Genomic DNA, 14555 nt, shown 5'->3' with positions numbered 1-14555 from the left:
GGTTCACCGGCGCGAGGATGCGGCGGTGCGGTGCGTGGGGCACCTGGTGGAGCCTCTGGCGTTTGGTGTGGTCATGCCAGAAATGACGATACGCGCGTAGACCGGCGTGACAAAAGAGGGTCGCGGGGCTGTCGTTGGTCTAATCCTGCGAAATACTGGCCAAGCTGCGGTTTCTGTCGCGGCGGCAAGAAATTTTCATTCTCGGGAAAGCGGGAGAGGTCGCTGACGTGCACAACACCGGAGCCGACGGTACGGCGGCGGACGGCGGGCCGGGGAGCGCGGACCACGCGCCGCACGCGGACCACGTGGATCACGTATTCCTGTCCCTGGAACGCGAGTTGGCGGTGTTCCTGCGCCGCGCCCGCGCCTCGTCCGGTGAGATGGCGCGCGAGGTCCACCCCGATCTGGAACCGGCCGCCTACGGTCTCCTCGTCCGGCTGGCCGACATCGGCGCGCAGCGCGCCACGGACCTGGCCGGCTTCTTCGGCGTCGGCAAGGCCACGATGAGCCGTCAGCTGCACGCCCTGGAGGACCTCGGGCTGGTCGCCCGCGAACCGGATCCGGCCGATGGCCGGGCGGTCCTGGTGCGCATCACCGACGAGGGCCGGGAGCGCTTCTCCCGGGTCCGCGAAGGACGCCGCGCCCAGTACGCCCGCCGCCTCGCCGCCTGGGACCGGACCGAGGTCGCCGACCTGGCCCGCCTGCTGCACCGGCTCAACGCCGAGCAGGAGGGGGAGTGCTGCTGAGGGACGGCTGAGGGCGCGTACACCGCCGTCCCCCGCATCCCCGGCCCGTCCGCCGGTCGCCCAGCGGGCCCCGCACCGAGGCCGAGGCCCTGGCAGTCGTCAGCCCCCGGCCGCGGACGGGCGTCGCGGTCACGGCGCCACGAAGACCACCGCGGCATCGTCCCGCGCCTTGCCGCGCGGGTACGCGGCACCGTCCGGGTCCGCCGCCTCGGCCGCCCGGACCTGGTCGATCAGCGCCTGCGGCCCCTGCTTCGCCACCAGGGCCGCGCAGTCCGCCCAGGAGCCCTCGCGGAACACCTCGACCCAGCGGCCCGCCCCGTCGCTGAGGGCGGTCAGCGAGCGGACCTCGCCGCGCGGGACGCGGCCGGTGACCGCGCGGGCGGCCACGGACGGATCGGCGGCCGCGGTGAAGAAGCCGCCCTCGGCGTTGCGCAGCGCCTCGACCGCGCGGCCGTACGCCCGGCCCGCGGCGGCGCGTTCGGCGGAGCCGCGGGGCAGCGCCCGGACGGCGGCGCCCCGGGCGCGGACCGCGGGCGGCAGTTCGTCCAGCCGGGGGTCCTGCACCGGCCGCACGGTGCCGTCCGGCCGCTCCAGCAGGAGCACGGAATCGGACAGTACGAGGTACTCGACGGTGTCCGCGGACCAACGCGCGGTGACCACGGTCGCCTGCGGAGTGCGGGCGTGAGAAAGGTCACAGGTCGATCGATGCATATCGGCCGTCCGGGAGATGGCCGCCGAGAGAACCTCAGCGAGCGTCATATCCCGCCATGAACCGGACAGTTCGAGCATTGCGCCCCCCAGGCGCGCGGTGAACCACGGTACGGAGTGGACGCAGCCGTACGCCTCCTCCGGCGGTGTCACACCGTCCAGCAGGACCAGGACTCCGCCCTGGCCGGAGGCCGGAAGGGCGACCGATGCGTAGTCCTCGTTCGGTCGTTGGGGATCGCCCGGTTCGGTGGCGAGTTCGATGCGCATGGGAACGAGTCTGCCGGAGCCGCCCGTATTCTCCCGGCGGCGGGACGCTTCCCGGGTGCGGGCGGACGGCCGGGCCGCCGGTGGGCGGAAAGTCCGGACCAGGGCGGCGGGCGGGATGCGGGCGCGCATCTTTTCAGGACCGCGGCGGTTCTCCAAACCCGCCGGGGGGTTGCGCGAGGTTGCGGCCCGTCCCGCCGACGCGCGGAAGTTGATGGTCAATCTCGGATTGATGTTCACTCGTTCAGGTGGCCGGGCATGTGTTGCCGAGCCACTGCGCAGCGCCGGTGGAATGGTCGTTTCCCGGATTATTGGGGTGGGCCAGGACGTTCGTCGCAACGCGCAGAGCCGGGCTGTTTCCCTTCGCGGAGGTGTGCGCTGCTGCGGTCTCCGCGCAGCTCCGCCCCGCGAGCGGAGGAGCGAGCCGGGTCCGCGAGGCCACACGGCGTGGGCAGGCGAGACAGGAATGCGAGCAGCGGTGCGGAAGAAGCGGCTTCGGGGCGGCGCAGGGAAGCCGGGATCACCGGCCCGTTCGGTCTCGGGACCGGGCACGGGCACGGTCCCCGGTCCGGGTACGGCGGGCAGCGGTGACGACCACAGAGGGCGCCCCGCCGCACGGGTGCGCAACCGTCTCGCCGGGGCCGTCGCCGTCGTCGCGGTGGCCGTCCTGGGGGCCGGTGCGCCCGGCGTCATGACCGCCGTCGACCACACCCACACCAGCCAGCAACTCGTCGACCTCGCCGAGCTGAACGCGCGCGCCATCGCGCTCGCGCACTCCCTCGCCGACGAGCGCGACGCGATGACCGCCTACGTCGCCGACGGCCGCAGCAGCAAATCCGGCGCCGGGGTCCCGGAGGACCAGCGCGCCCGCGTGGACCGGCAGATCACCGAGCTGCGCGGGAAGTCCCACGGCACCGCCGGGGAGAGCGCGGTGTTCACCGCCGCGGACACATTCCTCACCGCGCTGCCGCAGACCCGTCAGAAGGCGCTGTCCGGGCCCGGATCGGCCGAGGACACCTTCACCGCGTACACCAAGGCCGTCCAGGCGCTCGGCGCAATCAGCGCCGACATCGCCCGGGGACTGCCGGCCCGCGCGAACGGCGCCGACGCCGACACCCGTGCACTGCCCGCACTCGGCCGCGCCACCGACCAGGCAGCCGCCACCCGCGGTCTGCTGCTCGCCGCGCTCGGTGCGGGCGGCCCGCAGTCCAAGCTGACCACCGCCGCCCAGCTCGCGCACACCCGCGAACAGGGCGCGCTGGCCGACTTCGCGCAGTCCGCGAGCGCCGGTGCGCGGGACCGCTACGACCGCACCGTCAACGGCACCGACGTCACCAACGCCGAGAACTACCTGACCCGGCTCACCGCTCAGCCGCGCCTGGACACCGCCGACCAGGCGATCGGCCGCGACCGGGTGCGGGCCGCCCTCACCGCCCGCGTCGGGCTGATGCGCGGTGTCGAGTCCGCGATGGCCACCGCCGACATCGAGCGGCTCGGCGGGCTGCGCGACGACGATGTGACGGCACTGGAGATCCGCATCGCGCTCGCCGGGCTCTGCCTGCTGGTCGCGGTCGGCGCCGGTGTCTCCGCCGCGCGTTCGATGACCCGCCCGCTGGCCGCACTGCGGCTCGGCGCCCAGCGGGTCGCCGCCGACCCGTCGCACGAGGAGCCCATCACCTTCAAGGGCCGCAACGACGAGTTCGCCGCCACCGTACGGTCCGTCAACGCGCTGCACGGCAAGGTCGGCGAGCTGGCCGTGCGGACCGGGGAGCTGGAGGGCGAGCGCACCCGGCTGGTCGGCGGCCGGCAGCGGCTGGTCGCCGAGCGCGATGTGCTCCAGGACGAGCGGGTGGAGCTCAAGCGGGAGCTGGCCGCCCGCACCGCGCAGCTGACCGAGCTCACCGGGCAGCTGACCGACCTGACCGGGCAGCGGGCCGAGCTGACCGAGCGGCTGGCCGACCTCTCCGAGCGGCTGACGGCGCTGCGCACCGGCGTGCACGGCCAGTTCGTCAACCTCTCGCTGCGCACCCTCGGCCTGGTGGAGCGCCAGCTCGGCGTCATCGAGTCGCTGGAGGAGAGCGAGGCGGACCCGGAGCGGCTGGAGACCCTCTTCAAGCTGGACCACTTCGCCGCGCGGATGCGCCGCAACAGCGAGAACCTCCTCGTCCTGGCGGGCGCGGAACACGGCAGCGGCCACCCGGGTCCCGTACCGCTGCTGGACGTGCTGCGCGCCTCGATCAGCGAGATCGAGCGCTACCAGCGGGTCCGCGTCCGGTCCCTGCCGCCGCACGCCCAGGTCGCCGGGTTCGCCGCGGACGACATCAGCCACCTGATCGCCGAACTCCTGGAGAACGCCACCTCGTTCTCGCCGCCGGAGGCGTATGTCGAGCTCTCCGGCTGGCTGCTGGAGACCGGCGAGGTGATGCTCTCCGTGCAGGACGAGGGCATCGGCATGACCGCCGAGCGGATGGCGGAGCTCAACGCCCGGCTGGCGGACGCGCCGGGCGCGGCGGCCGCCGAGACCATCGACGAGGCGCTGGGCCTCGGGCTGTACGTCGTGGTGCGGCTGGCCGCCCGGCACGGCGTACGGGTGCAGCTGCGCGAACAGGAGCAGGGCGGTATCGCCGCCGTTGTCGTGCTGCCCGGTTCGATCCTGCCCGCCGCCCCGGACCCGGTCGGCGGCCCGGCGCACACCGCCGCGGGCGCCGCCCCGAGCCTGCCCGGCTCGGTCGCCGAGGCGAACTCCAACACCCTCCAGACGCGGATGCCGCGGACCGATCCGGCCACCGGCCGGCCCGACGCGGGCGCCGACGACGCGCCGCACACCACGGACCGTACGGAGCCCGGCGGCACGGACACAGGTGCGGACACAGGCGCGGACAGCGGCCCCGGTGCGGGCGCCGACAGCGGCGCCGACCCGGCCGCGGGCCCGGCCGCCGCACCGGCTGTGCCCATTGAGCCCGCCGCACCGCAGCCCCCGGCCCCCGCCCCCGCGCCCTTCGACGACTCCACCATCCAGCTCCCGGTCATCGCCCCGGACCGGGACGGCGGGGCGGACACCGGCCAGGGGACCGGTCCGGCCCCCGGCCGGCCGTTCACCCCCGCCACCGATCCGATCGTCGCCGCGGCGGAGCGGGCCATCGACGCCGCCGGTCTCGGCGCCGGGCCGGCCGGCCCCACCACCCATGCCGCGCCCGACCCGAGCCCGTACGGCCCGCGGTCCTCCGGCCCGTACGCCACCGGCGCGGCCGAGCACACCCGGCCCGAGGAGGCGACGGCCCCGGCCGACGGCCCGGCAGCTCAGGCCCCCGGCGGCGGCCGGCACGCCGCACCGGCCGGCGCGGCCCGTCCGCCGGTCCGGCCCGCCACGTCCGACCCGTACGCCGTCGGACCGGACCAGCACAGCCGTCCCGCGACCGACGCGGCACCGGCACCGGCCGACGTACGGGCCGACGCCCCCGCCGACGCACCGGAGCAGGGGCAGCGGCGGACCACCGTCACCGGACTGCCCAAGCGGACCCCCAAGGTCGTGGCGCAGCAGAAGCCGGCCGCCGCGCCGCGCAAGAGCGGCGCGGCGCACGCCGAGGCGCTGCGGCGCCGGCTCGGCGGATTCCAGCAAGGGGCCCGGGACGGCCGGCGCGAGGTGGAGGCGGAGATCGCGGAACGAACAGCGGAGCAGACCATCCCACAGAAGGACACCGACGGCGCGGGGGCCCCGGGAGAGAGCCACGTTGTCGAGGAGGCACGCGATTGAACGCGCAAGCGCCCACTGCTCAGGGACGCGGTCCGAGCAGTCAGGCACGGAATCTGCACTGGCTGCTGACCAACCTGGTCGACGAGGTGCCCGGTATCCGCTCGGTCGCCGTGGTCTCCTCCGACGGACTGATGCTGCTGTCCTCGGACCCCGACCGGGCGGACGAGGCGGCGCAGACCGGTGAGAACAACGGGCCCAGGGGCTCCAGCGCCGACCTGGCCACCATCGTCTCCGGGCTCGGCAGCCTCACCAACGGCGCCGCGAAGCTGATGAACGGCGGAGTCGTCAAGCAGACGATGGTCGCGATGGACGAGGGCAGCCTCTTCGTCATGGTCATCAGCGACGGTTCGCTGCTCGGCGTCCACGCCACCCCCGACTGCGATATGAGCGTCATCGCCTACCACATGGCGCTCTTCGTCGGCCGGGCAGGCCATGTCCTCACCCCCGAACTCCGCAGCGAGCTGCGCAAGTCGATGGAGAGCGCCCAGTGAGCCCCACCGCCAAACTCCCCGTACGCGGCGGGGACCGGAAACCCGCACGCGTCCGGCCGTACTCGCTCACCGGCGGCCGCACGAAGTTCGGCCACGTGCTGCTCGTCGAGACGTTCGTGGCCGCGCTGGACGCCCCCGAGGAGCGGCGCGAGCTGACGTCCGGCGGCTGGGGTGACCGGGTGATGCCGGAGATGCGCGCGATCGTCGAGCTGTGCCGACGGATGCGCTCGGTCGCGGAGATATCCGCGCTCCTCAAGATGCCGCTGGGCGTGGTCCGCGTACTGCTCAGCGATCTCGCCGACCAGGGAAAGATTCGCGTCTACGGCACCGGGCACGGCACCGGCCGGCCGGACCGCGCGCTGCTCGAAAGGGTGCTGAGTGGACTTCAACGGCTCTGACACGATACCGGCCGGGCCGGCGTCGACCGCCGGCTCCGCGGGCCGGGCCGATACCGTGGCACCGGCCGCCGAGGCGGGGTTGCAGAGCTGGCAGACGGACCGCACGCAGGCACCGGTCGCCACCAAGATCGTGGTGGCGGGCGGCTTCGGCGTCGGCAAGACGACGTTCGTCGGATCGGTCTCGGAGATCACGCCGCTCAAGACCGAGGCGCTGATGACGCAGGCCAGCGCCGACACGGACGATCTCAGCGCCACCCCGGACAAGACCACGACCACGGTCGCGATGGACTTCGGGCGGATCACCCTCGATCAGGAGCTGGTGCTCTACCTGTTCGGCACCCCCGGACAGCAGCGCTTCTGGTTCATGTGGGACGACCTGGTGCGCGGTGCGATCGGCGCGGTCGTGATGGCCGACACCCGGCGGCTGGAGGACTGCTTCCCGGCGCTGGACTACTTCGAGAGCTGCCAGCTGCCCTACGTCGTCGCGGTCAACCACTTCGAGGGGACCCCCGCGTACGCCGCGGAGGACGTCCGTGACGCGCTGACCGTGCCGCCGCACGTGCCGATCGTGATCATGGACGCGCGCAAGCGGGCCACGGTGATCGAAGCGCTGCTCGCGCTGGTCGGGCAGGCCCTGGACGTCACGCCCGAATAGGCCACGCCCCACGAGCACGCCGGGCCCGCCGCGGGGCGGGCCCGCCCATGACGCCACCCCCCTGAAGCAGCAGCACAGTAAGCAGAGAAGAGCGCCGCCATGCGGAAGATACTCATCATCGGAGCCGGTCAGTCCGGTCTCCAACTCGCCCTCGGCCTCCAGTCCAAGGGCTACGAGGTCACCCTCATGTCCAACCGCACCGCCGACGAGATCCGCTCCGGCCGGGTCATGTCGACGCAGTGCATGTTCCACACCGCCCTCCAGCACGAGCGCGACCTGGGCATCAACTTCTGGGAGAGCCAGGCCCCGCGCATCGAGGGCCTCGGCGTCTCGGTCGCCGCCCCCGACGCCTCGCGCGCCGTCGACTGGGTGGGCAAGCTGGACGGCTACGCGCAGTCCGTCGACCAGCGGGTCAAGATGGCCGGCTGGATGGAGACCTTCGCGCAGCGCGGCGGCCAGCTCGTCATCCACGGCGCCGCCGTCTCCGACCTCGACTTCTTCGCGAGCCGCTACGACCTGACGCTGGTCTCGGCCGGCAAGGGCGAGCTGGTCTCCATGTTCGGCCGGGACGCGTCGCGTTCGCCGTACGACGCCCCGCAGCGGGCGCTCTCCGTCGCCTACGTCCACGGCATGGGCCCGCGCCCCGAGCACCCCGAGTTCGACGCGGTGCGCTGCAACCTCGTCCCCGGCGTCGGCGAACTCTTCGTCATGCCGACGCTGACGAACACCGGCCGCGCCGACATCCTCTTCTGGGAGGGCGTCCCCGGCGGCCCGCTGGACGCCTTCCAGGGCATCAAGGACCCGAACGAGCACCTCGCCTTGACCCTGGAGCTGCTGAAGCGGTTCCTGCCCTGGGAGTACGACCGTTCCACCAAGGTCGAGCTGACCGACGCCAACGGCACGCTGGCCGGCCGCTACGCCCCGACCGTGCGCAACCCCATCGGCCGGCTGCCCTCCGGCGGCCTGGTCCTCGGCGTCGCGGATGTCGTCGTCGCCAACGACCCGATCACCGGCCAGGGCTCCAACTCGGCCTCCAAGTGCGCCGCCGCCTACCTCGCCTCCATCGTCGAGCGCGGCGACCAGCCGTTCGACGCGGAGTGGATGCAGGCCACCTTCGACCGCTACTGGCAGACCGCCCAGCACGTCACGAAGTGGACCAACGCGATGCTGGCGCCGCCGCCCGAGCACGTCCTCAACATCATCGGCGCGGCCGGCCAGCTCCAGCCCGTCGCCGACCGCTTCGCCAACGGCTTCAACAACCCGGCCGACTTCGAGAACTTCTTCTTCGACCCGGACAAGGCCAACGCCTACCTCGCCTCGGTCACCGGGCAGCCGGCCGGCTGACCCCCTCCGGGCCCCGGCCCGCGGACGCCGCCCGGCCGCCCGCGGCCGGGGTGTCCTGCCGGACCAGCCGGACGAGCTGCTCCTCGGAGAGCCCGGCGAGCAGCCGCTCGACGGCCTTGAGCCCGGCCCGCGCCGCGTTCCGCCGCTCCTTGCACCGGTCGGTGAGCCGCCGCTGCTCGGCGAGCGCGGCGCGCTCCCGGCGGGCCAGCCGGCCGGCCCGCCGCTCCTCCGCGGTGAGCCGGGCGACGAGGGCGGCCTGTCCGCGGGCCGCCTGCCGGAGCACCTGGCCCCGGTCCATCGCCCGCTGCGGATCCCGGGCCCACAGGACCCGCAGATACGATGCGAGCACGCCCGGTCCCGCCCCCTGGTACTGCTGCCGGGCCAGCCGCCCCACGTCGGCCCGCCCGCGGGCCAGCCGCGCACGGGCCGCCGCCAGCCGGGAGGTGAGCTCCTCGGCTCGCTGCCGCGCCGCCCGCAGGTCCGCCCGGCTCTCCCGGTACGCCGCGGCGGACGCCTCGCTCGCGCGGTAGAGCGTCCGCAGCCGTCCCAGCAGGGCGCCGGGGTCGCGGACGGCGGAGCCGCCGCCGATCCCGGTACGGTCCTCGGCGCCGGCGTCCGGATCGGCGTCCGCCCCGGCTGCCCGCTCCGCGTCCACCGCCGCGTCCGCGTCCGGGCGGGTGCCCGTACGGGTCCCCGGACCCGCGGTGGTGCCGGTGCCGGTCTCGGTGCCGCCCCCGTCGACGCCCTCGGTGACCCGCCCGAGGCCGCCCTCGCCGGTGTCCCGCGACGCCGTCTCCGGCGGCCCGGTGCCCGACGCGCCGCCGACCGCGGTGCCGGTGTCCGTGGACCGGGTGCCCGGTGCCCCCGTGTGCGGCGGCGCCGGTCCCGGTTCGGCGAGCACCGAGTACGCGGGCAGCGCCAGGGGCACGGCGCCGACGACCGCCAGCGCGCCCGCCCAGCGCGGGAACCGTCCGGACACGCGCCCACCTCCGACTCCCGTGGCCGCCCGGCCGCGTACTCCGTACCCGGACCGTCCGACCGCCTGACAGACCGTCCGGCCGAGCGGCCGGCCGCGATCCGGATCGTGTCATGACAGTCATACATTTAGGGCGAATGGGGGCGGAAGGGCGAGGGGCGCGGCGGCCGGATCACTCGGTCAGCCGTCGGAGCGGCCGTCGGCGTAGCTGTGGAAGGTGCTGCCGAAGTAGCTGTCGAAGTTCTTCCGGAACTCGCCGTTGTTGTAGCGGTCCCAGTTGATCGACCAGGCCATCAGACCGCGCAGACCGGGCCAGCTGCCGTGCGGCTGGTAACCGCCGCAGCCGGTGTTCTTCGTCAGGCAGTCGAGCGCCTGGGTGACCTGCGCGGGCGGGGTGTAGCCGTTGCCCGCGAGGGAGGAGGCGGGCAGGCCGATGGCGACCTGGGACGGCTGGAGCGGGGGAAAGACGTGGTCCTTGTTGCCCGCCACGGGGAAGCCGGTCAGCAGCATGTCCGTCATCGCCAGGTGGAAGTCCGCACCGCCCATGGTGTGGTACTGCCCGTCCAGCCCCATGATCGGGCCCGAGTTGTAGTCCTGGACGTGCAGCAGGGTGAGGTCGTCGCGCAGCGCGTGGATGACCGGGAGGTACGCGCCGGCCCGCGGGTCCTGGCCGCCGAACGGCCCGGAACCGTAGAACTGGTAGCCGAGCTGGACGAAGAAGGTCTCGGGCGCCATGGTCAGCGTGAAGCCCGCGCCGTACTCGGCCTTGAGGGTCCGCACCGCGGAGATGAGGTTGACGACGGCGGGCGTGGTGGGGTTCTTGAAGTCCGTGTCGCCGTTGTCCAGGGCGAGCGAGTGGCCCTCGAAGTCGATGTCCAGACCGTCGAGTCCGTAGCGGTCGATGATGGCGCCGACCGACCGTACGAACGCGTCGCGGGCCGCGGTGGTGGTGAGCTGGACCTGGCCGTTCTGCCCGCCGATGGAGATCAGCACCTTCTTGCCGGCCGCCTGCTTGGCCTTGACCGCGGCCTTGAACTCGTCCTCGGACTCCACTCCCGGGCACTCGGCCTGCGGACAGAGCGAGAAGCGGATATCGCCCGAGGTGGCCGAGGTCGGCTCGCCGAAGGCCAGATCGATGATCCCCCAGCTGTCGGGCACGTCGGCGAGCCGGGTGTAGCCGGAGCCGTTGGCGAAGCTGGTGTGGAGGTAGCCGACGAGAGTGTGCGCGGGGAGCGCGGCGGTCCCCGGCCGGGCGCCGGCCGGGGCGGTCTCCGGGGCCGCGGCGGCGCGCGCGGTACCCGGCTGGGCGGTGAGCCCCAGGACTGCCGCCAGCGCGACGGCGGCCAGTGCGGCGGACAGGGTCCGGGGGCGGTGGGTGCGGCCGGTGGGGGAGGGGCGGCGGGAACGGAGACGCATGGGGGCTGCTCCTTCGGTCGACGGCGCTGGAGTGGGGGTGCGCGGGCCGAGCGGGAGGGGAGCCGCCCCTGCGGGCTGGGGCCGGCCAGGGAGGCTTGGGGCGGCTCCCCTGGGCAGGCAGCAAACAGGACTAGACCACTAGTGTCAATGGTCCGGACCAGACTCGGTGATGGGTGCGGCGGTGACCGCGGTGGCCTCAGTGGTGGCGAATCAGGTGACGGCCGGGGCGGTGGCCACGCCGCTGACCGCGACGAGGGCCGTGGTGACGGCTTCCGGACCCGTCAACTCCGCTTCTGCCACGGCCACTTGGGGCCGCCCGGTGGTTTGCCCTCCGGGTCGTACTCGTACTTCCAGCCGCTCGGCAGCCCCAGCCGTCCCACCCGTCCGGGGGCGCGCCGGTAGAGGTACAGCGTCGGCGGTCGCCCGTCGTCGTTCGGCACCGGGATCTCGTACGTCTTCGGTGGCTGCCCGGTCGCGCCGAGCAGCACCGGCAGCACCCGGCCGTCCAGCGGTCCGCCGACGAAGGGGGTCGCCGCCGCACCGCGCACCGGACGCGCCGCCGCACCGCGCACCGGACGCGCCGCCGCACCGCGCACCGGACGCGCCGCCGCACCGCGCACCGGACGCGCCGCCGCACCGCGTGACAGGCCCGCTGCCATGGGTCACAGCAGGTGGGACGCGTCGCGTACGACCGGGAGCAGGCGCCGGACCAGATCGCCGACCGGGCCGTCGGGGGTCTCCAGTGCCAGCGCCGCCCGGGTCACCCGCGCGGTCTGCGCATCGCGGGCGGCGGTCGCGGCCAGCAGCGCGATGAAGTGGTCGACCAGCCCGTCGCGCAGCTCGTCGAGGGGAGGCTGTTTGCCGCCGTCCAGCCAGATCAGCGAGGCGCCCTCGACGGCGGTGATCCACATGCGGACCGCCGTCCGCAGCCGCGGACCGGGCTCCGGCTCGCCCAGATGGCGCAGGATCTGCTCGGCGGCGGCGCGCCGCACCTGGTCCACGATCGCGGACGTCCGGGAGGTCGCCACGACGCTGCCGCCCTGGAGCAGCGCGCTGAATCCCGTGTCGTGCCCGTCGACGAATGTCAGATAGCGGTCCAGCGCGCGGGAGAGCCGCTGGGTGAGCGGGCCGGACTGCGGCTCGGCGAAGCAGCGTTCGAGGTCCTCGGCGGCGCTGCGCAGCGCCGCCTCGTACAACTGCTGCTTGCCGCCGGGGAAGTAGCGGTAGACGAGCGGCCGCGAGACCTCGGCGGCGGTCGCGACATCGTCCAGCGAGACGTCCTCGGGGGCGCGTTGGGCGAACAGGCCCAGCGCCGCGCCGAGCAGTTGGCTGCGGCGTTGCTCGACGCTCAGTCTGCGGTAGGCGGGTCGGGGTACTGCTGGGGCGGTGCCGCTGCCGTTCATGGACAGCAGCGTAACCGCCCCGGATTTCCCTTCGCACATATGCGCGTACGCGCCGGCGAGCCTTTGGCCGGGTCGGGCCGGTACGCCCGTCCCGGCGCGGGCGTCCGTGTCCCTGCCCGCGCGCCGGCCGTCCGGTCCGCCCTCAGGGCAGCAGTCCCGAGCTCGTCCACAACCGGCGGCCCACACCGCGCAGTACGCCGATCTCGTCCAGGAAGTCGGTGAGCCGCCGGGCGCCGGTCTGCATCACCTCGCGGCGGTGGCCGCTGGCCTTCACCTGGGCGACGGCCTCGCGCTTGTCCAGGCCGATGCGGGCGTAGACCTCCGGATTGACGAACGCGACGGAGAAGACCCGGGCCGCCTCGCCGGAGCTGATCCGGGTCAACTCCCGTTCCCAGCGCGGCGCGGAGACCATCTGGCGGCGCAGCTCCTCGCGCGCGTAGCGGACGTGCCGGGCCTCCTCGACGACATGGATACGGGTCACCCCGCGGACGAGGGTCTGCACCCGCTCGTCCGGGAACGTCAGCCGCTGCATCCAGTCGAGGATCTCCTCACCGAGCAGGGTGCAGGCGAACGAACCCGGGGTGGTGGAGACGGTCTTGAGGACGCGGGCGAGCTGGTGGTTGAGGCGGGAGACCGGGTACGCCGGGGCGCCGCTCCGCTGGATCAGGCGCGCGAACATCTTGGAGTGCCGGCACTCGTCGGCGATCTCGGTGAGCGCATAGCGGACATGTGCGCTGGTCACCGGCTTGTCGTAGATGTGCCGGACCAGCAGCTGCATCAGGATGATCTCGAACCAGATGCCCAGTGAGGCCAGCGAGGCGGCCTCGTGCCGGGACAGGTCGCGCTGGCGCTCCGGTGACATCCGCCGCCACAGGGGGGTGTCGTAGAGCGAGACCAGCTCCGGCGGCCAGAACCACTTGCCGTCCTCCAGCGGCGCGTCCCAGTCGAGCGCGGTGTCCGGGTCGTAGGAGTGCTTGGCGGAGGACTCCAGCAGGCGTTCGGCCACCTGCTCCCGGTCCTTGAGCAGCCCGAGGGCGTCCCGCAGGACCTCGGTGTCCGCCGCAGTCATCGCGTTCGTCGTCGTCACGCTCGTCATGGCTGTGGTACCTCGCTAGTGGGGTTACCCGCGGTCACGTATTATGAGACTGCGTGTCAGCAAGGACGTCAATCCCTTGTGCGCGACTTATTGACCCACCGGTAAGAAGCGTGTGAGCCTGCCAACGACCGCCCGTGACAAGGGGTTCGGTGAATCAGGAGGCACTCGTGTCGACCCGAGATCTCTATGTGCAGGGCCCCGGCGACGCTCTGTGGACGGTGCCCGCCACCGGTTCGGCCCGCTTCAGCTGGGAGTACGGCGACGGCCGGGAGCGGCTGCTCGCCCTCTACCAGAAGGGCAAGGACAAGCAGTGGGACGCCGCCACGCGGATCGACTGGGACCTCGAAGTGGACCCCCGAAACCCGCTCGGCACCCCCGACGAGTCGATGGCCCTGTATGGCACCCGGTACTGGGACAAGCTGACGGAGCAGGACCGCGGCGACCTGCGCCGGCACTACACCTCCTGGCAGTTCAGCCAGTTCCTGCACGGTGAGCAGGGCGCGATGGTGTGCGCGGCCCGGATCGTGGAATCCGTCCCCGACCTGGACGCGAAGTTCTACTCCGCCACCCAGACCATGGACGAGGCGCGGCACGCCGAGATCTACAGCCGCTTCCTCCAGGACAAGATCGGGATGTTCTACCCCGTCAACGACAACCTCCAGGCGCTGCTCGGCGACACCCTGCGGGACGCCCGCTGGGACATGCCGTACCTGGGCATGCAGGTGCTGATCGAGGGCCTGGCGCTGGCCGCCTTCGGCATGATCCGCGACACCACCACCGAGCCGCTGCCCCGCCAGATACTCACCTACGTCATGCAGGACGAGGCCCGCCATGTCGCCTTCGGCCGGATGGCGCTGCGCGACTACTACCGCCAGCTCACCGACGCCGAACTGCGCGAACGCGAGGAATTCGTCATCGAGGGCTGCTATCTGATGCGCGACCGGCTGCGCGGTCTGGAGGTCCTGGAGAACTTCGGCATACCCCGGCAGGAGGCCGCCGAGATCACCGAGAACTCCGAATTCCTGCACCTCTTCCGCAAGTTGCTCTTCAGCCGGATCGTGCCGTGCGTCAAGGACATCGGCCTCTGGGGCGAGCGGCTGCAACGCGCCTACGCCGACCTGGGCGTCTACGAGCTGGGCGACTCCAATCTGGACCTGCTGATGGCCCAGGACGAGGAACTGGCCGAGGAACTGGACGCCCAGCGCTTCGCCGCCGAGGAAGCGGCCCGCACGGCGGAGGTCGCGGCGGCCATCGCGCAGGGGGCCGCTGCGGAGGGGGCCGGCTGAGCAGGCGCGGTACGCGCC

The 14555-nt window shown here is 73.3% G+C and carries 12 protein-coding genes and 1 pseudogene; 7 read left to right on the top strand and 6 right to left on the bottom strand.

The genetic code is table 11. The features are described 5' to 3' along the window. The first annotated feature begins 227 nt into the window (after positions 1-227). Positions 228-746: a MarR family winged helix-turn-helix transcriptional regulator gene (locus IH09_RS13770; RefSeq protein WP_110952267.1), complete on the top strand. Its 519-nt coding sequence runs from the start codon at positions 228-230 to the stop codon at positions 744-746. Positions 747-875: 129 nt separating this feature from the next. Here IH09_RS13770 and IH09_RS13765 read toward each other — a convergent pair whose 3' ends face one another. After that, entirely contained in the window at positions 876-1721 is an 846-nt protein-coding gene (locus tag IH09_RS13765; protein ID WP_052856562.1) for a hypothetical protein, read from the bottom strand. A gap of 616 nt (positions 1722-2337) precedes the next feature. On the opposite strand from IH09_RS13765, the gene IH09_RS13760 reads away from it, so the two are divergent. From IH09_RS13760 to IH09_RS13740, 5 genes are all read left to right on the top strand, one after another. Next, positions 2338-5472, top strand: coding sequence for a nitrate- and nitrite sensing domain-containing protein (locus IH09_RS13760; protein WP_052856478.1), 3135 nt, complete (start codon positions 2338-2340; stop codon positions 5470-5472). Beyond that, positions 5469-5963: a roadblock/LC7 domain-containing protein gene (locus IH09_RS13755; protein WP_052856477.1), complete on the top strand. Its 495-nt coding sequence runs from the start codon at positions 5469-5471 to the stop codon at positions 5961-5963. The genes IH09_RS13760 and IH09_RS13755 overlap by 4 nt, the downstream gene beginning before the upstream one ends. Continuing rightward, positions 5960-6361, top strand: coding sequence for a DUF742 domain-containing protein (locus IH09_RS13750; protein WP_052856476.1), 402 nt, complete (start codon positions 5960-5962; stop codon positions 6359-6361). The genes IH09_RS13755 and IH09_RS13750 overlap by 4 nt, the downstream gene beginning before the upstream one ends. After that, positions 6342-7016 carry a GTP-binding protein gene (locus IH09_RS13745; protein WP_094791753.1) on the top strand — a complete coding sequence of 225 codons (675 nt, stop codon included), beginning with the start codon at positions 6342-6344 and terminating at the stop codon, positions 7014-7016. Before IH09_RS13750 ends, IH09_RS13745 begins: the two co-directional genes overlap by 20 nt. Positions 7017-7115: 99 nt before the next feature. Beyond that, the gene (locus IH09_RS13740; RefSeq protein ID WP_052856475.1) at positions 7116-8360 is read left to right on the top strand and encodes a styrene monooxygenase/indole monooxygenase family protein; all 1245 of its coding nucleotides are present in this window, start codon (positions 7116-7118) and stop codon (positions 8358-8360) included. On the opposite strand, the gene IH09_RS13735 is transcribed toward IH09_RS13740, so the two are convergent. From IH09_RS13735 to IH09_RS13715, 5 genes and pseudogenes are all read right to left on the bottom strand, one after another. Next, positions 8338-9339 (bottom strand): hypothetical protein, encoded by a 1002-nt coding sequence (locus tag IH09_RS13735; protein ID WP_052856474.1) that lies wholly within the window; start codon positions 9337-9339, stop codon positions 8338-8340. The two genes, IH09_RS13740 and IH09_RS13735, sit on opposite strands and share 23 nt — an antisense overlap. 177 nt (positions 9340-9516) lie before the next feature. Next, positions 9517-10575, bottom strand: a pseudogene (locus IH09_RS13730) (chitinase); the annotation flags it as partial. Between the two features lie 458 nt (positions 10576-11033). After that, on the bottom strand, positions 11034-11300 hold the full coding sequence (locus IH09_RS13725) for a hypothetical protein (RefSeq protein WP_190233283.1): 267 nt from the start codon (positions 11298-11300) through the stop codon (positions 11034-11036). 114 nt (positions 11301-11414) lie between these two features. After that, positions 11415-12155 (bottom strand): TetR/AcrR family transcriptional regulator, encoded by a 741-nt coding sequence (locus tag IH09_RS13720; protein WP_094791757.1) that lies wholly within the window; start codon positions 12153-12155, stop codon positions 11415-11417. A gap of 142 nt (positions 12156-12297) precedes the next feature. After that, positions 12298-13224: an AurF N-oxygenase family protein gene (locus IH09_RS13715; RefSeq protein ID WP_094793141.1), complete on the bottom strand. Its 927-nt coding sequence runs from the start codon at positions 13222-13224 to the stop codon at positions 12298-12300. Between the two features lie 194 nt (positions 13225-13418). On the opposite strand from IH09_RS13715, the gene IH09_RS13710 reads away from it, so the two are divergent. Further along, positions 13419-14537, top strand: a complete 1119-nt coding sequence (locus IH09_RS13710) for a diiron oxygenase (protein ID WP_052856471.1) — start codon at positions 13419-13421, stop codon at positions 14535-14537. The last annotated feature ends 18 nt before the right edge of the window (positions 14538-14555 follow it).

The organism is Streptomyces celluloflavus, from assembly GCA_000720995.1.
GTDB lineage: Bacteria > Actinomycetota > Actinomycetes > Streptomycetales > Streptomycetaceae > Streptomyces > Streptomyces celluloflavus.
This window is presented reverse-complemented; position numbering and strand designations above follow the sequence as displayed.

What these genes read in the sequence shown, in the direction of transcription:
- IH09_RS13765 (WP_052856562.1), bottom strand. Translation starts at nt 1,721, where the DNA reads ATGCGCATCGAACTCGCCACCGAACCGGGCGATCCCCAACGACCGAAC.
- IH09_RS13740 (WP_052856475.1), top strand. Translation starts at nt 7,116, where the DNA reads ATGCGGAAGATACTCATCATCGGAGCCGGTCAGTCCGGTCTCCAACTC.
- IH09_RS13720 (WP_094791757.1), bottom strand. Translation starts at nt 12,155, where the DNA reads ATGAACGGCAGCGGCACCGCCCCAGCAGTACCCCGACCCGCCTACCGC.
- IH09_RS13715 (WP_094793141.1), bottom strand. Translation starts at nt 13,224, where the DNA reads ATGACTGCGGCGGACACCGAGGTCCTGCGGGACGCCCTCGGGCTGCTC.